Raw genomic sequence first — 15,861 nt, 5'->3', positions numbered from 1 at the left:
GGCGGAGCGGGTAATCGCCGGAACCGGTCGCGGGCGGTTACGACCCGCCCTTCAAGGTCGGGGTGGCCCCCTGGGTCGGGCTGTTGCCCAGTGCTGCGTTCCGGCGCAGGCGGCGATTTTCGGCCGCACCGTCCACCACGCTGCCGGCGCCGCCGCCATGCCAGAACATCAACTGGTCGACGAAGCCCTGGCCGGCCTGGCCCAACTCGCCCTGGTTGGACGCGCCCGCCGCGCTGCTGGCCTCGTTCACCAGCGCGGCCTGGCCCGTGCTGGCGGCGCCGCTGGCCCCCTGCAGCGCCACGTTCGGCGACAGCGTCTCCAGCGCCTGCAGGCGCGGGCTTTCATCCTGAGGGCGCGCGGCATCGCTGTGCGGCACCGCCAATGCCTCGGACGGCGGCATCGACAGCGGCGCGCGCGTCGTCACCGTATATTCGTCCGGCGAATCGCGTTCCAGGCCGAAGGCCCGGCTGACATCCGACCCGGAACATCCGGCCAGCAGGAATCCGCCCGCCATCAGCAGGACGAACGGAGCGAAACGAGCGACTGAAGACGTCATGATTGTGCCTCTTACCGTTCCTGCCCGTCTGCGGCAAGGACTCTGGTCAGGAACCCTGTTCGCCGCGTGATGCCTAGTGTCCCGATTCCGAAATTCGCAAGCGAATTTCGGAATCGAAAGGACACTAGAATCAATATTTTTAGTGGCCTGCTGATCCGAGAAATTCTCATAAGAATTTCTCGGGCAGGACACTAGCGCATCATCCGACCGGATGGACGCATCCGGTCGGATAAAGATGCTCGCCAAAACAACGAGCTAGAGCCATATCCGTGAACCAGTGTGAATGGATATGGCTCTAGCCGCGCCGGTCGGTCAGGCTGTCGAACAGCAGGACCGCGACCCCGCAATCGATCGCCGCGTCCGCCAGGTTGAAGACCGGCCAGGACCAGCCATAGGCATGGGCGTGGATGAAATCGACCACGGCGCCGTAATGCAGCCGGTCGATCACGTTGCCGACCGCCCCGCCCATGATCGCCCCCAGCGCCGCGGCCACCCGAGGGCGGGTGGTCCGCGCCACCCACACCGCCAGCAGCGCCACGATCAGCAGCGAGACGATCGGGAACACCACCCGCCCCACCCCCGCCAGCCCGCCCAGCATGCCGAAGGTGATGGCGCGGTTCCACACCATCGTGAAATTCAGGACCGGCAGCAGCGGCACCGACCCGCGATCCGGCAGGTCGAACCCGTGCAGGATCCAGTATTTGCTGCCCTGGTCCAGCAGCAGCACACCCGCGAACAGGGCCGCCCCGATCGCCCGGCACCGCCCGGCGCCGTCCGGCCGGACGGCCGGCGCGGACATCGTGGAGAAAGGATCGCCGGTCATGCGCCCTGCACGCCCCCGGCCGCCTCGACGACCGCGACGCAGCGCAGGCACAGTGCGGGATGCGCCTCATGGGTGCCGACCTCGTCCAGCACCTTCCAGCAGCGGGCGCATTTATGGCCGCTCGCGACCGAGACGCGCGGCACGCCATGGGCGCCCTTCACCGTGGCGCCCCCGTCCTCCGTGGCGCCCGCCTCTGCGCCGTCGGCCAGATAGATCGACGCCGCGCCCGGCTCGACCGTCACCGAGGTCTGCGAGACGATGGCCAGTTCGCACCAGTCGATATCGGCGAAACGCGCAGCCTCTTCCTCGGACAGCGGCAGGTCCAGCGCGGCCTGCAGCGAGGACCCGATCACCCCGTCGCGCCGCGCGGCCTCGATCTCGGTCGTCACCATTCGGCGTACCGCGCGCAGCCTCGCCCAGCGATCGGCCAGGTCGGGGCGGATCCATTCCTCGGGCAGCACGGGGAACGCCTGCAGGTGTACGCTGTTCTCGTTACCGAATCGGGCGGTCCAGGCCTCTTCCGCCGTAAAGACCAGCACTGGCGCCAGCCAGGTCGTCAGGCAGCGATGCAGATGGTCCAGCACGGTGCGCGCGGCGCGGCGGCGCGGGCTGTCCGCCCCGTCGCAATAGATCGCGTCCTTGCGGACGTCGAAATAGAACGCCGACAGGTCGGTGGCGCAGAATCCATGCACCGCCGCATAGACGCCGACCCATTCATGGGTCCGCACCGCACGGTCGATCTGCCCGCCCAGCTCGGTCAGGCGATGCAGCACCCATTGCTCCAGCTCGGGCATCTGCTCGTACGGCACGCGCTCGGCGTCGGCAAAGCCGTCCAGCGCCCCCAGCAGCCAGCGCAGCGTATTGCGCAGGCGGCGATACAGTTCGCCCTGCTGCTTGAGGATCTCGTTGCCGATGCGCAGATCCTCGTTGGTGTCGGAATTCATCACCCACAGGCGCAGGATGTCCGCGCCCAGCGAGTCGTTGACGTCCTGCGGGGCGACGACATTGCCCAGCGACTTGGACATCTTCCGCCCCTGCTCGTCCAGCACGAAGCCGTTGGTCACCAGCGCCCGATAGGGCGCGGTCCCCCGCGTGCCCACGCTTTCCAGCAGCGAGGACTGGAACCAGCCGCGATGCTGGTCCGATCCTTCCAGGTACAGATCCGCCGGGAAGGGCAGCCCGTCGCGCCCCAGCACGAAGCGATGGCTCGACCCGCTCTCGAACCAGACATCGACGATGTCGAAGACCTGCTCATATTCCTCGGGGTCGCGCCCCTCGCCCAGGAAGCGCGCGGCCGGCGCGCTGTACCACACATCCGCCCCCTCGGCGCGGAAGGCATCGACGATGCGCTGCATGACCGCCGGGTCGCGCAGCACCTCGCCGGTGCGCTTTTCCACGAAGACGGCGATCGGCACGCCCCAGGCGCGCTGGCGGCTGATGCACCAGTCCGGCCGGTCGGCAACCATCGCGGTCAGGCGGTTGCGCGCCTGGGCCGGCACGAAGGTCACGTCCTCCAGGGCACGCAGGGCGCGGCCGCGCAGATGGCCCTCGCCATCCATGCGGATGAACCATTGCGGCGTGGCGCGATAGATCACCGGCGCGCGCGACCGCCAGGAATGCGGATAGGAATGAAGGATGGTCGAACGCGCCACCAGCCCCGCCGGGGCCGCGCCGGCCTCGCTGGCCCGCACCATCGCCGCCGACAGCGCGGTGCAGACCGGATCGGCGGCCTTGAAGACATGGATGTCGGCGAACAGCGGCACCCAGGCGGCATAGCGCCCGTCATCCAGCACCAGTTCCGGGATTTCGATCCCGTTGGCCACCGACACGGCGAAATCCTCCTCGCCATGGGCGGGGGACATGTGGACCAGGCCGGTGCCCGCATCGGTGGTGACGAAATCCGCCGCCAGCAGCGGCACCTCGAAATCATAGCCCTCGCCGCGCAGCGGATGGGCGCACAGCGCGTCGGTCAGCGCCTCGCCCGGCAGGGTATAGAGGACATGATGCTCGGTGATGCCGGCGGCCGCGCAGAACCGCGCGATCAGGTCCTCGGCCACCAGCAGGCGCGCGCCGGGTTCCAGCGCGGCGCTGTCGGTCACGCCGTCGACCCGCAGCACGGCATAGGTGATGCCCGGCCCGAACGCGATGGCGCGATTGCCCGGGATCGTCCAGGGCGTGGTGGTCCAGATGACGGCCGACACGTCCTGCAGCGCGCGGGCCGGCGTCGGATCGTGGATGAAGGGAAAGGCGACATGGATCGTGGTGGATTCATGGTCGCGATATTCGATCTCGGCCTCGGCCAGGGCGGTCTTCTCGACCGGGCTCCACATCACCGGGCGCAGGCCGCGATACAGCAGCCCGTTCAGCAGGAAGCGGCCGATTTCCTCGACGATCGTCGCTTCCGAGGCGAAATCCATCGTGGCATAGCGCCGCTCCCATTCCGCCTGCACGCCCAGCCGGCGGAATTCGGCCGCCTGCACGTCCAGCCATTTCTGGGCATAGGCGCGGCATTCGGCCCGGAATTGCAGGATCGGCACCGAATCCTTGTTCTTGCCCGCCTTGCGGTATTCCTCCTCGATCTTCCATTCGATCGGCAGGCCGTGGCAGTCCCAGCCCGGCACGTAATGCACCGCGAAGCCCGCCATGCGATGGGCGCGGTTGATCACGTCCTTCAGGATCTTGTTCAGCGCATGGCCGATATGCGGGTTGCCGTTCGCATAGGGCGGGCCGTCATGCAGCATGAAGGGCGGACGGCCCTCGGCCTGCGCGCGCAGCCGCCCGTCCAGGCCGCTCCGCGCCCAGTCCTCCAGAATCTCCGGCTCCCGCTTCGGCAGGCTGCCCCGCATGGGGAAGCTCGTTTTCGGCAGGAAGACCGTCTCCCGATAGAGATCCTGTGACTTTGGCTCGCTCATGACCCTGTATTTCTGGCTATCGTGATGCGGTACGGGGGCCGCGAAAGCCCCACCTTATGCGGAGCCCCACCCCCCGCGGTCAAGCGCCCCGCCATCCGGCGCGCCCCGTCAGGCGTCTGTGCGCGTCACGGCGCCGAATGCGCCCCCAGCCGCGCCAGGTCGGCCAGGTACAGCCGGGCGGTGGCGGCATCCTCGGCGATCTGCGCCTTCAGCGCGTCCAGCCCGGCGAAGCGCCGCTCCTCACGCAGCAGCGTATGCAGCGCCACCGACAGGGTCTCGCCATACAGGTCGCCCTCGAAATCCAGCAGATGGACCTCCAGCCGGCTTTCCTGGCCGTCGGCGATGGTCGGGCGGCGGCCGATATTGGCCACTCCGGGCCAGGACCGCCCGTCCGACAGCCGCACCGTCACCGCATAGACCCCGCGCGCCGGCTCCAGATGCCGGCCCAGCGGCACATTGGCGGTCGGAAAGCCCAGCAGACGCCCGCGCTTGTCGCCATGCTGCACCACGCCGCGGATCGACCAGGGGCGGCCCAGCTCCTCGGCCGCGCGCTCGGGATAGCCGTCCTGCAGCAGCCGGCGGATCCGGGTCGAGGAAAACGGCCCCCCCGCATCCGACAGGGGCGGCACGACCGTCAGGCCGATGCCCAGCTCCTCGGCCCGGTCGGCCAGGAACGCCACATTGCCCCCCCGCCGGTGGCCGAAGGCGAAATCCGCGCCGCAGGCCACGTGCCGCAGCCCCAGCGCATCATGCAGCACGTCGGCGACGAAACGCTCGGCGCTCAGCGCGCTGAATTCGGTGTCGAACGGAATCTCGAACACCTGGCGCACGCCCAGCGCCGACAGCGCGGCCAGCCTTTCCTCGGACAGGGTCAGGCGAAAGGGCGGGTCCTGCGGCCGGAACAATTCGCGCGGATGCTGCTCGAACGTCACCACCGCCAGGCCCAGGTCGGGGCGGGCGGAATGCAGCGTATGCAGCAGGTGCGCATGCCCCATATGCACGCCGTCGAAATTGCCCAGCGCCGCGGCCATGCCCCGCATTTCGACCGGGACATGGCGCCAGCCGGTATGCAGGTGCGTCCTCATGCGGCCCGCCTCAGGCCGAATTGCCGCGCGGCCTCGTCCAGGGTCGCCGCCCGGGCGTGAACCGCGCCCGCCACGGTGCCGTCCTCGGGCCGGACCAGTTGGCAGGTCCGCAGCCCGGCCTCGGAAGCCGCGTTCAGCTCGGCCACGATATCGGACAGGAACAGCGTGCGCCCCGGCGCCCAGCCGGCGCGGGCCAGGATCGCCCGATAGGACGCGGCGTCGCGCTTGCCGCCCATGCTCAGGTCATAGAACCCGTCGAACAGCCCGGTCACGTCGCCCTCGGTCGTGTGGCCATAGATCAGGCGCTGCGCCGCCTCCGAGCCCGAGGAATAGACCGCCAGCCGCAGCCCGGCCGCATGCCAGCACCGCAGCGCCGGCAGCACGTCGGGATACAACGCCGCCCGCAGCACCCCGGTGCGATAGCCCTCGGCCCAGGCCAGCCCCTGCAGCGCCTTCAGCGGGCCGATCTTTTCGTCGCGGTCCATCCAGGCATTCAACTGCGCCAGCGGCGCCACGCCGGGGGCCAGGCCGGCGATCTCGGCCAGCGCCGCCCGCACCGCGGGATCGGCGGCCCGCTCGGCCAGCAGGCCCGGCATCGCCGCGCGCGCATAGGGAAACAGCACCTGGTGCACGAACGAAACCGGGATGGTCGTGCCCTCGATGTCCAGCAGCACCGCCTCGATCGCGTCCGCCGCGTCCGTCCCAAGCATCGGCCGCAACCCCTCAGGTCACCGGAAAGCGCGCGGCGATGTCGTCGCCGGTATAATGCGCGATCCAGCCCGTCGTATCGGTAAACACCCGCAGCGCCACCACATCGGGCTCCAGCCCGGCATCGAACCAATGCGGAATGCCCTCGGGGACCGAGATCAGGTCACCCGCCACGCAGCGCACGTCATAGATCCTGTCCGCGACATGCAGCACGAAATTGCCCCAGCCATGGACGAAGAACCGCACCTCGTCCTCGCTGTGGGTGTGTTCCGACAGGAACTTGTCGCGCAGGGCGGGCAGGTTGGGGGTCGCGGCATTGATGCGCACCACGTCGGCCGACCCCGCGCCGGTCTCGCCCATCAGCATGTCCAGATAGGGCCGATAGGCTTCCAGCACCGCTTCGGGCGCGGCGTCGCGCGGCGGCACCACCGGGCTGTCCCAGCGCTCGAAGCGCACGCCGATCGCGCCCAGCGCCTCGGCGATGCGGGGCGCATCCTCGGTGCGCAGCAGCGGCGAATCGGGATCGTCGTCACGATAGACCGTCAGGCGGCTCATGGGGCGAGCTTCCTTCTTTCCAGTTCGCAGGCCAGCAGGAATTCCAGCCCTTCCAGCCGCGCCAGCGCGACGTCCATCGTCCGGCCCCAGACATAGACGCCATGGCCGCGAATGACATAGCCGGCCGGCATGGCGCCCAGATGCGGCGCCACCACGCGGGACAGGCGGGCAATATCCTGGTCGTTGTCGAAGACGGGCACGCGCACGGTCGTGTCGTGGGTGTCCTGCCCCGCGAACACTTTCAGCACCTCGTACCCCGTCAGCAGGATGGCCTCGCCCGGCAGCATCGACAGCACGGTCGCGGCCACCGAATGGCCGTGCAGCACCGCGCCGATCTCCTCGGCGCGCCCCCCAGGAGCGCGCCCCTCGGGAGCATGCGCATCGGAATGGGCATAAAGCTGACAATGCAGCAGCGTCTCGGCGCTGGGCCGGTCGCCCGCCTGCACCGCCTGCCCGTCCAGCGTGACCGCGATCACGCCGTCTTCCGCCAGATGCCCCTTATGGCCGCCGGAACGGGTAATGGCGATCCGTCCGTCGGGCAGGCGCCGGCTGATATTGCCGGCGGTCGCCGGCACCCAGCCGAAGCGGTCCATCCGCCGCCCAGCCGCGATGATGTCCTGCACCGCGCCGGCCCACGGGTCGGGCATTGTCACGTGATCCATGGTCGCGTCTGGCTCTCGTCTCGTCCTTGTCAGGCCCTCTCGCAGGCCCCGCCATGCGTCACGGCGTGCCGGAGGAATGCCCGCTGCCCGAGAAGCTGGCGTCGCGCTGCGCGCCGGCGGCGGGATTCGGCGGGGCAATATGGCCCGTCGGCCCTGCGGCGGCGCCTTCGGCGGGCTCGTCCTCGGCCATGTTCTTCTTGAACGATTTCATGCCGCGCGCAACGTCGCCCATCAGCGTGCTGATCTTGTTGCCGCCGCCAAACAGGACCAGCACGACCGCCAGCACGATCAGCCAGTGCCAGATGCTCAAGCTACCCATTACACATCCCCGTTTCCGCGCCGCGACGCTGAACTGCCCTTGAATTCCAAATTCCGGACCGTCCGCTTTTTGGAGCGGCATACCCGAAACGCTCCATCACATGGCCCCGCCGGGCGCGTCATGCAAGCGGCCTCTTACCCCCGCGCCGCTCAGGCATCCGGTGACGGACGCTCCGGCAGGTCGCGCGAGATGAAGCCGTATGTCGGATAGACGCTTTTGCCCATGCTGTGAACCGGCTGCCACCAGACCCGTACGGCGGACCAGTCATTGCGGCGCGACACGTCGACCACCGGCACCCCGTGATCGATCCGTCCGGGCACCCAGTTGGCCTGGTCCACCAGGATCGCCCGCGTCCCCTCGACCTGCCGCACCACCGAGACATGCCCTTCCGGCAGGCGCCCGGTGGCGCGGAACACCAGCACCGCGCCCGGGCTCGGCATGCTGGAATGGGCATAGCGCCCGGCCGATTGCCGCCACCACCCGGCCGCCGCCCCCTGCAACTGCAACCCGGTGACCGACCGGGCATAGGGCGCGCATTGCAGCCGCCCGTTCCAGCCCCCGCCCCCGCACGCCGCCAGCGGCACGGCCGAGACCAGCGCCAGCCAGCGCGCCCCGGCCCGGGCCGGCCACGATGCCGCAAGGCGCTCCGTCACGCCGATTTCATCCGGATGATCCGGTCCTCGGCTTCCGCCGGGTCCATGTCCAGCGCCGCCTCGGCCACCGCGCGGCCGAAACCCGCGCGCGCCATCGCCTCCAGCACCAGCCGCCGGCGCCGCGCCGCGGCTTCGGCCGCCTGCCCCGACTCCGCCTCGCCAGCCGGCTCCGCGTCGCAGGGCGGCGCGAACGGGCCGGCGCGGCGACGGCGGGCAAAGACCAGGGCGGCGGCCAGTTCGGTATCCCGTCCCTCGCCGCCCCGCGCGCCCAGCGCATCGTCCAGCACGGTCTCGGCCAGGTCCCCCGCCACCCCCCGGGCCGCCAGATGGGCCTCCACGGCGCGGCGCGACCGGCCGGTACGGGTCAGCGACCGCGCCCGGGATTGGGCGAAGGCCGCATCGTCCACCGCCCCCAGATCGGCCATGTCGCGCACCACCGGGGCGATGTCGTCCAACGCCCGGGCCAGTTGCGCCGCGACATCCTCGGACGGCAGGCCGGCGGAAGCCGCGCGGCGGCCCCAGCGCTGGACCTGCCGTTCCAGCACCTGCCGCAACCCCGCGCTCGTGGTGCCGAAACGCGCCAGATGGGCCAGCGCCGCCGCGCGCAGCGCGGCGCGATCGGGCGCGGGCGCGACCGGCCGCGCCCGGTCGCGCGCGGTCTCTCGCCATGCGGTGCGCTCCGTCATGACGGGGATGATGGCACAGAATGTCCGAATGGCGACAGGGGGTGGACGCGCGGATGAAGCAAGCCGCGTCAGGTCGGCTGGCCGAAGGCCCGCAGCCGCAGCCGCTCGGCATGGGCATGGCCGCCCTCGATCATCGGATCCAGCGCCATCGCGTGCTGCCACGCGCGATAGGCCGCCTGCCAGTCGCCGCGCTGCTCCTCGACCGCCGACAGCACCTGCCAGGCCACGCCGTCATTCGGGTCATGCTGCAGCGCGCTGCCCAGATCGGCGATCGCGCCGTCCAGGTCACGGGCCGCCAGCCGGGCCTGCGCCCGGTCGCGCCACAGGATTCCGACCTCGGGCTGCAGCACCAGGGCATCGTCCAGGTCCTCGACCGCATCCACCGGCTTGCCAGCCGCCAGATGCCCCTGGGCCCGCCGCAGCAGCAGCCGCGTGGTCGGCGACAGCGGCCGCAGCCGCACCTGCTCGATCCGCACTTCCAGTTCGGCGGCAAGGGCGCGCGTATTCGCACGGGCCAGTTCGGCCACCAGCAGCGCCAGATCCGCCTGCCCGGGAACGGCCTTCCCCGGAACCGCCTGGCCCGGAGAAACCTGGCCGGGGGAAACCCGATCAGGAGAAACCTGGCCGGAACCCGCCTTCCCGGCGGGCGGGGTCATCACCGGGGCCTTCTGCCCGGCCGGCGGAGCCGCGGCCCGCGACGGGCACAGGCCCGCTCCCAGCGACAGGGCCAGGACACAAGCGGCCGGCAGGCGCAAACACATACGCCCGCGTCCCCGACCGGTCATCCGGCCAGGAACGCGGGCATGCGCGTCGTGCAAGAGAAACCGTACGGCCAAGGCCGTCCGGACAATCAGCCCTGGCGGGCCTTCATGCGCGGATTCTTCTTGTTGATGACGTAGACCTTGCCATGACGACGGACGACACGGCAGTCCTTGTCACGCACCTTGGCCGACTTCAGGCTGTTTCTGATCTTCATGACCTGATCCTCATTGGCGGCTTGACACCGCGAAGACGCGCCGAATACCGGCCCGGATGCACAGAGTCAACCGCGCAGTCCCGAAAAATCCCGACTTTCCCGCCCTTCCGGGCCATTTTTCGCCCCTTGCGCCTTCCCCTCCGGCGGACGGATATGCGGGGCCAGCAGACGGAAATCGGCGGCGCGCGGCGAACGCGGACGCCAGGCCAGGCCGATGGTGCGCCAGGCCTGGCAGCCCGTGACCGGCCGTACCACGACCGGCAGGTCGCGCAATATGCCCGATTCCACCGCCAGGCGCGGCAGCAGCGCGATCCCCAGCCCGTCCGCCACCATGTCGATCAGGGTATGGAGCGAGGTCACGACGAACTCCTCCTCGCCCTCGGTCGTCGTCCAGCCCCGCTCCTGGCGGCACAGCGCCAGCGTCTGGTCGCGCAGGCAATGCCCGTCCTCCAGCAGCACCATGCGCTCGGCGGCGATCCGTGCGACCGGAATCGACTCGCACTGCGCCAGGGCATGGCCGGCCGGCAGCACCAGCATGAATTCGTCGCGCCACAGCGGGAACGTCTCCGCCCCCTCGCAGGGACAGGGCATGGCCAGCAGCGCCAGGTCCAGCCGGCCCAGCGCCAGCTTGTCCAGCACGTTGCCGGTCACGTCCTCGTTCACCGACACGCGGATCTGCGGAAACTGCCGGCGCAGGCGCGCGACCAGGCCGGGCACCACGAACGGGCCGATGGTCGGAATCACCCCGATGCGCAACAGCCCGCTCATCGGCGCGCGCGAGGCATCGGCCACGTCCTGCACCGCCTGCAGCGAATCCAGCGCGAAGCGCGCCCGGGCCGCCACTTCGTCGCCGATCGGGGTGAACACCACCCGCTTGCCGACATTGCGGTCCAGCAACTGGACGTCCAGTTGCCGTTCCAGCGCCAGAATCCCCGCCGACAGGGTCGATTGCGTGACCGCGCAGGCCTGGGCTGCCCGTCCGAAATGGCGCAATTCGGCGAGAGTAATAAGATAGCGGAGTTGCTGGGCCGAGGGCAGTGGTGTCATCGATCCCTTCGATCATCCGGATATAAATTATTCATTGGCATGATATCGCCATCGGCGCTTATAGAATAGCCCACACGGCGCGGACCGCATTGCGGCGCCGCGCCAGGACCATTGATGCAAGGAGCATGCTGATGCTGACGATCGGTGACAAATTCCCCGCATTCGACCTGACCTCCGTCGCCGGTGGCGCCGCGGGCCTGACCGGCGAATTCGTGCAGATCTCGGACAAGACCGACGAAGGCAAGTGGAAGCTTGTCTTCTTCTGGCCGAAGGACTTCACCTTCGTCTGCCCGACCGAAATCGTGGCGTTCGGCAAGATGGCCGGCGAGTTCAAGGACCGCGACACCGTGGTGTACGGCGTGTCGATCGACAGCGAGTTCGTGCACCTGAACTGGCGCCTGCACCACGAGGACCTGAAGCACCTGCAGATCCCGATGCTGGCCGACATCAAGCGTGAACTGTCCGACGCCTGCGGCGTGCTGTCGGGCGATGCCGGCGTGGCCTATCGCGCGACCTTCCTGGTCGATCCGGACAACATCATCCGCCATGTCAGCGTCAACGACCTCTCGGTCGGCCGCAACCCGCAGGAAATCCTGCGCATCCTCGACGCGCTGCAGAGCGACGAGCTGTGCCCCTGCAACTGGAAGCAGGGCGAAGCCTTCCTCAAGGTCTGATCACCTTGGCCGGTCCGGCCCCCGGGGCCGGACCGGATTCCGCCGGCGCCCGCCGGCGGGGGCATGGCCCGCACCCATGCCCCATCCGGCACGGCCGGACATATCCATCCTTTCCGAATCCCCTCCATCCGCGTCGCAACGTGACGGGCCGGCCGGCCGGTCGCGAACCGCGCCGCACAGCAACAGGGCCCTGGCCATGTCGATCGACTCGCTCAAGGAACGCCTTCCCGACTACGCGAAGGATCTCAAGCTCAATCTCGGCTCGCTGGCGAACGACATCACGCTCACCCCGCAGCAGCGGGCCGGCACCTTCGTGGCGTCGGCGCTCGCCGCGCGCAACGCGGACGTGACGCGCGCCATCGTCGCCGAATACGAATCCGTCCTGACGCCCGAGGCACTGACCGCCGCCAAGGCCGCCGCGGCGATCATGGGCATGAACAATATCTATTACCGCTTCGTCCACATGGTGGGCGGCGACTACGCCCAGATGCCGGCCCGGCTGCGGATGAACGTGATCGGCCGCCCGGGGGTCGAGAAGCTGGATTTCGAACTCTGGTCGCTGGCCGTCTCGGCGATCAATGGCTGCGGCATGTGCGTCGAAAGCCATGAAAAAATGGTCCGTGACGCCGGACTGACCACCGAACAGGTCCAGACCGCGGTCCGCATCGCCGCGACCGTGCATGCCGTGGCCGCCACCCTGGACGGCGCGGCGGCGCTGGGCGACGCGGGCGCCGCCTGAAAGCCCGCCTGTTTCCCGCTTCCGGCGGCGCGAATCATCGCGCCGTCATTTTTTCCGGCGGAACCTGTTGCCAGAATCGCCCGCCTTTGTTAATTCGCCCTCCACGAACGGATGCGGGGCCGAAAACCCCGCGCCGCTGCGGGTGTAGCTCAGTTGGTTAGAGCGCCGGCCTGTCACGCCGGAGGTCGCGGGTTCGAGCCCCGTCACTCGCGCCATTCCCCGAAAATCCTGAAAATATCGTCCCGGAAATCGCCGGAGGTTGCTTCAACAGCCCCGAGCCTGACCGGACATGTGGGCTAGAGCAGATCCCATTCAAACGGAATCGTTTGAATGGGTGAAGATGCTCGATAAAATAACGACATAGAGCATTTCCACTGAACCAGTGTTCAGTGGAAATGCTCTAGTGAGCGAGAGCGGCCCGACAGGGCCGCGCCCGGCGTGTGTTTCCGAGCACCGGAGCGGAGCGGCCTGGATGGCCGCGAGCACCGGAGCACAGGAAACGCGCGCAGGATCGCCTCCAGCGCGCATGTCCGGTCAGGCTCGGCCCAGATAAGCTGGCAGCACTGTGCCCGGCGGCCCGTCCATGCGGATCCGCCCCTGGTCCATCCACAGCACCCGCGTGCACCAGGTCGCCAGGATCTCCGCCTGATGGGTCGAGACCACCAGGATATCCGCCTCTTCGATCATCCGTTCCAGGCGCGACTGCGCCCGGCTCAGAAAGGCCGCGTCGCCCGCCAGGAACCACTCATCCATCAGCAGCACCTGCGGCCGGCCGGCGGTGGCCAGGCCGAAGGCCAGGCGGATCTGCATGCCCGAACTGTACGAACGCAGCGGCAGGTCCAGGAACGGCCCCAGCTCGGCGAAGGCCGAGACGTCCTGCTCCACCCCGGCGATGGCGGCGGAATCCAGCCCCGAATACAGGCCGCGCAGGCGGATATTCTCCCGCCCCGTCAGTTCCGCGACCATGCCCAGATTCGTATCCAGCAGCGCGCCGATCCGCCCGCGCACGCTCACGCGCCCGCCCACCGGCTCATAGATCCCCGCCAGCGCGCGCAGCAGCGTGGTCTTGCCCGCGCCGTTCCGGCCGATCAGCCCCAGCCGCTCGCCGGGCCGCACCGAAAAGCTCAGTCCGTTGAGCGCGCGTACCACCACGCGGTCGCGCGCATCATGGCCCAGGCGCCCCGACATGGCGCGCCCCATCCGCTTGCGCAGGCTGGCGGCATTGCCGTGATACAGGGGAAAGGCGATCTGCAGATCGCTGACATCGATTCCGGCCATGGCGTCAGACCCAGTATGCCAGCCGCGACCGCAGGCGCGCGAACAGCAGCAGCATGCCCACCCACAGCAGCACGCTGTACGCCAGCGCCGCCACCCAGGACGACAGCGCCGCCGGCGCGCCCAGCAGCGGGGCACGGATGATGTCCAGCAGCGCATAGAACGGATTGAACAGCAGGAAACGCGGATCGACCGTCACCAGCCGCGCCTCCCACAACACGGGGGTCACGAAGAAGGCGATCGTCATCAGGCTCGACACGATGGGCGGGATATCCCGAAAGCGCGTCCCCACCACCCCCAGCAGCAGCGACAGCGCCAGGCTGTCGATCCCCCACAGCGCCACGGCCGGCAGCGCGCCCCCCAGGTGGGCCGGCACCACGCCGCACAGCGCGAAGACCACCACGATGACGATCACGTTATGCAGCAGGATCAGACTGTTGCGCACCAGCGCCCGCAGCGCGTGCAGCGTAAAGGGCAGGCGCGCGGCCTGGATCAGCCCGGCGGCACCGGTAAAGATCGTCGCCCCGTCATTGGCGACCCCGCTGACGAACCCCCACAGCACCAGCGACACCGCCAGGAACGGCACATAGGTGCGCATGTCCATATGAAACAGCAGGCCATAGATCGGGCCCATGGCCGCGACCATCACGGCGGTGGAGAAGGTCAGCCACAACGGGCCGAGCAGCGAACCGCGATAGCGCAGCTTGATATCCACCCAGCCCAGCGCCCAGCCCAGCCGCCACATTGCCAGGCCCCGCCCGATATCGGCCAGCGCCTGTGTCAGATAGCCGATCCCGGATTCGGGCATCAGGTCCAGCACGCAGTCCGCGCCCGATCCGTTCGTTCCGGGGCTTCCGCCGGTCTCCGCCATCGCTGCTCCTTACCGCCCCTGCCCTGTGCGCGCCCTGGAGGCTGCTTCAGAAGCCCTGGGCATCAGAAGCCCTGAGCATCAGAAGCCCTGGGCATCGGAGCACAGAAAACGCGCGTCGGATCGCCGGTCGCAGGGCTTCTGAAGCAGCCTCTTAGACAAGGCGCCGGACGGCCGCAAGGCGCGCCCTACCGCGCGCCGCGCGCCGCGCCGTCATAGGTCACGCGATAGATCGCCCCGGCCAGGTCGTCGCTGACCAGCACGCTGCCATCCGCCAGGGGCTGCACATCCACCGGACGCCCCCAGGGGATCTGGTCCTGCTGGAATCCGTCGAGCAGCGGCGCATAGGACGCCACCCGTCCATCGGCGCCGAAACGCACCGTCATGACGCGATAACCCGCCAGCCGGCTGCGGTCCCACGACCCGTGCTCGGCGATCAGCAGCGCGCCCCGGTATTCGTGCGGAAACATCGCCCCGTCATAGAAGCGCAGGCCCAGCGCCGCGACATGCGCCCCCAGCTTCAGCACCGGCGGCGTGAATTCGGCGCAGGCGTGCAGCCGGCCGAAGACCGGATCCGGCACGTCGCCCTGATGGCAATAGGGATAACCGAACGATTCCCCGGCATGGTCCAGCCGGTTCAGCTCGTCGCTGGGTACATCGTCCCCCATCAGGTCGCGCCCGTTATCGGTGAACCACAACACGAAACGGCCCGGCTGTCCAAGGTGCTGCCCAAGGTGCTGCCCAAGGATCTGCCCAAGGTCCTGCCAGGTCAGACCGACGCTGTTGCGGATGCCCCAGGCCACATCCTCGCGCCCCGTGCCGTCGGGATTCATCCGCATCAGCTTGCCGAACCGGTGCCCGACATCGCAGATATTGCACGGTGCCCCGATCGGCACGTACAGCTTGCCGTCCGGGCCGAAGGCGATGAATTTCCAGCCATGGTCGCCCGCCCGCCAGGGCAGGCCGGACACCGCCACCGCCGGTGCGGGCGGATCGTCCAGCCGGTCCTCGATCCCGCGCAGCACCAGGATGTCGCGCGGTTCGGACACGTACAGGTCGCCATCGCGAAAGGCGACGCCCACCGGCATGGTCAGGCCGCGCGCCACCACCCGCACCCGTCCGGCCCGGCCGCCCGGCAGCAGCGGCACGGCATAGACGGCCCCGGCGGACATCGACCCCACGAACAGGGTGCCCTGCGCCCCGATCGCCATTTCCCGCGCCGAAGGCACCCGGTCGGTCAGCACCGCGACATGAAAGCCCGGCGGCAGGCGCAGCCTGTCGACCGGCGGCGCCGCCCGCGCCGCGGCCGGCATCATGGACAGA

Annotated in this window: 18 protein-coding genes and 1 tRNA gene; 3 read left to right on the top strand and 16 right to left on the bottom strand. The window is 69.3% G+C overall.

What is annotated here, in order from left to right; all coding sequences use genetic code 11:
• Positions 1–37: 37 nt before the first annotated feature.
• From AAC691_RS18660 to AAC691_RS18600, 13 genes are all read right to left on the bottom strand, one after another.
• Positions 38–556: a DUF3035 domain-containing protein gene (locus tag AAC691_RS18660; RefSeq protein WP_323990030.1), complete on the bottom strand. Its 519-nt coding sequence runs from the start codon at positions 554–556 to the stop codon at positions 38–40.
• A gap of 295 nt (positions 557–851) precedes the next feature.
• Positions 852–1,355 carry a signal peptidase II gene (gene lspA, locus AAC691_RS18655; RefSeq protein WP_323993536.1) on the bottom strand — a complete coding sequence of 168 codons (504 nt, stop codon included), beginning with the start codon at positions 1,353–1,355 and terminating at the stop codon, positions 852–854.
• A 20-nt stretch (positions 1,356–1,375) separates the two neighbouring features.
• On the bottom strand, positions 1,376–4,291 hold the full coding sequence (gene ileS / locus AAC691_RS18650) for an isoleucine--tRNA ligase (RefSeq protein WP_342628037.1): 2,916 nt from the start codon (positions 4,289–4,291) through the stop codon (positions 1,376–1,378).
• A gap of 125 nt (positions 4,292–4,416) precedes the next feature.
• On the bottom strand, positions 4,417–5,376 hold the full coding sequence (locus AAC691_RS18645) for a bifunctional riboflavin kinase/FAD synthetase (protein WP_176640923.1): 960 nt from the start codon (positions 5,374–5,376) through the stop codon (positions 4,417–4,419).
• The gene (gene mtnC / locus AAC691_RS18640) at positions 5,373–6,086 is read right to left on the bottom strand and encodes an acireductone synthase (protein ID WP_342628036.1); all 714 of its coding nucleotides are present in this window, start codon (positions 6,084–6,086) and stop codon (positions 5,373–5,375) included. The genes AAC691_RS18645 and mtnC overlap by 4 nt, the downstream gene beginning before the upstream one ends.
• A gap of 13 nt (positions 6,087–6,099) precedes the next feature.
• Positions 6,100–6,639, bottom strand: a complete 540-nt coding sequence (locus AAC691_RS18635; RefSeq protein ID WP_176641095.1) for an acireductone dioxygenase — start codon at positions 6,637–6,639, stop codon at positions 6,100–6,102.
• A complete protein-coding gene (locus AAC691_RS18630; protein WP_342628035.1) occupies positions 6,636–7,301 on the bottom strand; it encodes a methylthioribulose 1-phosphate dehydratase in 666 nt (221 codons plus the stop codon). Before AAC691_RS18630 ends, AAC691_RS18635 begins: the two co-directional genes overlap by 4 nt.
• A gap of 58 nt (positions 7,302–7,359) precedes the next feature.
• Entirely contained in the window at positions 7,360–7,620 is a 261-nt protein-coding gene (locus AAC691_RS18625; RefSeq protein WP_176641096.1) for a twin-arginine translocase TatA/TatE family subunit, read from the bottom strand.
• 149 nt (positions 7,621–7,769) lie between these two features.
• A complete protein-coding gene (locus tag AAC691_RS18620; protein ID WP_342628034.1) occupies positions 7,770–8,273 on the bottom strand; it encodes a CHAP domain-containing protein in 504 nt (167 codons plus the stop codon).
• Positions 8,270–8,959, bottom strand: a complete 690-nt coding sequence (locus tag AAC691_RS18615; protein ID WP_342628033.1) for a RecX family transcriptional regulator — start codon at positions 8,957–8,959, stop codon at positions 8,270–8,272. The genes AAC691_RS18620 and AAC691_RS18615 overlap by 4 nt, the downstream gene beginning before the upstream one ends.
• Positions 8,960–9,027: 68 nt before the next feature.
• Positions 9,028–9,720 carry a hypothetical protein gene (locus AAC691_RS18610; RefSeq protein ID WP_342628032.1) on the bottom strand — a complete coding sequence of 231 codons (693 nt, stop codon included), beginning with the start codon at positions 9,718–9,720 and terminating at the stop codon, positions 9,028–9,030.
• 89 nt (positions 9,721–9,809) lie between these two features.
• On the bottom strand, positions 9,810–9,935 hold the full coding sequence (ykgO, locus tag AAC691_RS18605; protein WP_012223099.1) for a type B 50S ribosomal protein L36: 126 nt from the start codon (positions 9,933–9,935) through the stop codon (positions 9,810–9,812).
• 66 nt (positions 9,936–10,001) lie between these two features.
• Positions 10,002–10,982, bottom strand: coding sequence for a hydrogen peroxide-inducible genes activator (locus tag AAC691_RS18600; RefSeq protein ID WP_323990022.1), 981 nt, complete (start codon positions 10,980–10,982; stop codon positions 10,002–10,004).
• 131 nt (positions 10,983–11,113) lie between these two features.
• Here AAC691_RS18600 and AAC691_RS18595 point away from each other — a divergent pair, with 131 nt between their 5' ends.
• The 3 genes from AAC691_RS18595 (at position 11,114) to AAC691_RS18585 (ending at position 12,610) form a co-directional block, all read left to right on the top strand.
• Positions 11,114–11,656, top strand: coding sequence for a peroxiredoxin (locus AAC691_RS18595; protein ID WP_323990021.1), 543 nt, complete (start codon positions 11,114–11,116; stop codon positions 11,654–11,656).
• A 196-nt stretch (positions 11,657–11,852) separates the two neighbouring features.
• The gene (locus AAC691_RS18590; RefSeq protein ID WP_342628031.1) at positions 11,853–12,395 is read left to right on the top strand and encodes a carboxymuconolactone decarboxylase family protein; all 543 of its coding nucleotides are present in this window, start codon (positions 11,853–11,855) and stop codon (positions 12,393–12,395) included.
• Between the two features lie 138 nt (positions 12,396–12,533).
• Positions 12,534–12,610 (top strand) — tRNA-Asp (locus tag AAC691_RS18585).
• A 319-nt stretch (positions 12,611–12,929) separates the two neighbouring features.
• On the opposite strand, the gene AAC691_RS18580 is transcribed toward AAC691_RS18585, so the two are convergent.
• From AAC691_RS18580 to AAC691_RS18570, 3 genes are all read right to left on the bottom strand, one after another.
• Positions 12,930–13,673, bottom strand: coding sequence for an ABC transporter ATP-binding protein (locus tag AAC691_RS18580; RefSeq protein ID WP_176639952.1), 744 nt, complete (start codon positions 13,671–13,673; stop codon positions 12,930–12,932).
• Positions 13,674–13,677: 4 nt separating this feature from the next.
• Positions 13,678–14,541 (bottom strand): ABC transporter permease, encoded by an 864-nt coding sequence (locus AAC691_RS18575; RefSeq protein ID WP_323990019.1) that lies wholly within the window; start codon positions 14,539–14,541, stop codon positions 13,678–13,680.
• Positions 14,542–14,726: 185 nt separating this feature from the next.
• Positions 14,727–15,854 (bottom strand): PQQ-dependent sugar dehydrogenase, encoded by a 1,128-nt coding sequence (locus AAC691_RS18570; RefSeq protein ID WP_342628030.1) that lies wholly within the window; start codon positions 15,852–15,854, stop codon positions 14,727–14,729.
• Positions 15,855–15,861: the final 7 nt, after the last annotated feature.

The organism is Nguyenibacter vanlangensis (assembly GCF_038719015.1).
In the GTDB taxonomy this organism is placed as follows: Bacteria; Pseudomonadota; Alphaproteobacteria; order Acetobacterales; family Acetobacteraceae; genus Gluconacetobacter; species Gluconacetobacter vanlangensis.
The sequence above is the reverse complement of the archived record's forward strand: the minus strand, read 5'-3'. Positions and strand labels throughout refer to the sequence as shown.

Excerpts from the sequence above, each read along its gene's own strand:
- AAC691_RS18660 (WP_323990030.1), bottom strand. The coding sequence starts at position 556 with ATGACGTCTTCAGTCGCTCGTTTCGCTCCGTTCGTCCTGCTGATGGCG.
- lspA (WP_323993536.1), bottom strand. The coding sequence starts at position 1,355 with ATGTCCGCGCCGGCCGTCCGGCCGGACGGCGCCGGGCGGTGCCGGGCG.
- ileS (WP_342628037.1), bottom strand. The coding sequence starts at position 4,291 with ATGAGCGAGCCAAAGTCACAGGATCTCTATCGGGAGACGGTCTTCCTG.
- AAC691_RS18645 (WP_176640923.1), bottom strand. The coding sequence starts at position 5,376 with ATGAGGACGCACCTGCATACCGGCTGGCGCCATGTCCCGGTCGAAATG.
- mtnC (WP_342628036.1), bottom strand. The coding sequence starts at position 6,086 with ATGCTTGGGACGGACGCGGCGGACGCGATCGAGGCGGTGCTGCTGGAC.
- AAC691_RS18635 (WP_176641095.1), bottom strand. The coding sequence starts at position 6,639 with ATGAGCCGCCTGACGGTCTATCGTGACGACGATCCCGATTCGCCGCTG.
- AAC691_RS18630 (WP_342628035.1), bottom strand. The coding sequence starts at position 7,301 with ATGGATCACGTGACAATGCCCGACCCGTGGGCCGGCGCGGTGCAGGAC.
- AAC691_RS18625 (WP_176641096.1), bottom strand. The coding sequence starts at position 7,620 with ATGGGTAGCTTGAGCATCTGGCACTGGCTGATCGTGCTGGCGGTCGTG.
- AAC691_RS18615 (WP_342628033.1), bottom strand. The coding sequence starts at position 8,959 with ATGACGGAGCGCACCGCATGGCGAGAGACCGCGCGCGACCGGGCGCGG.
- AAC691_RS18610 (WP_342628032.1), bottom strand. The coding sequence starts at position 9,720 with ATGTGTTTGCGCCTGCCGGCCGCTTGTGTCCTGGCCCTGTCGCTGGGA.
- ykgO (WP_012223099.1), bottom strand. The coding sequence starts at position 9,935 with ATGAAGATCAGAAACAGCCTGAAGTCGGCCAAGGTGCGTGACAAGGAC.
- AAC691_RS18600 (WP_323990022.1), bottom strand. The coding sequence starts at position 10,982 with ATGACACCACTGCCCTCGGCCCAGCAACTCCGCTATCTTATTACTCTC.
- AAC691_RS18595 (WP_323990021.1), top strand. The coding sequence starts at position 11,114 with ATGCTGACGATCGGTGACAAATTCCCCGCATTCGACCTGACCTCCGTC.
- AAC691_RS18590 (WP_342628031.1), top strand. The coding sequence starts at position 11,853 with ATGTCGATCGACTCGCTCAAGGAACGCCTTCCCGACTACGCGAAGGAT.
- AAC691_RS18580 (WP_176639952.1), bottom strand. The coding sequence starts at position 13,673 with ATGGCCGGAATCGATGTCAGCGATCTGCAGATCGCCTTTCCCCTGTAT.
- AAC691_RS18575 (WP_323990019.1), bottom strand. The coding sequence starts at position 14,541 with ATGGCGGAGACCGGCGGAAGCCCCGGAACGAACGGATCGGGCGCGGAC.
- AAC691_RS18570 (WP_342628030.1), bottom strand. The coding sequence starts at position 15,854 with ATGATGCCGGCCGCGGCGCGGGCGGCGCCGCCGGTCGACAGGCTGCGC.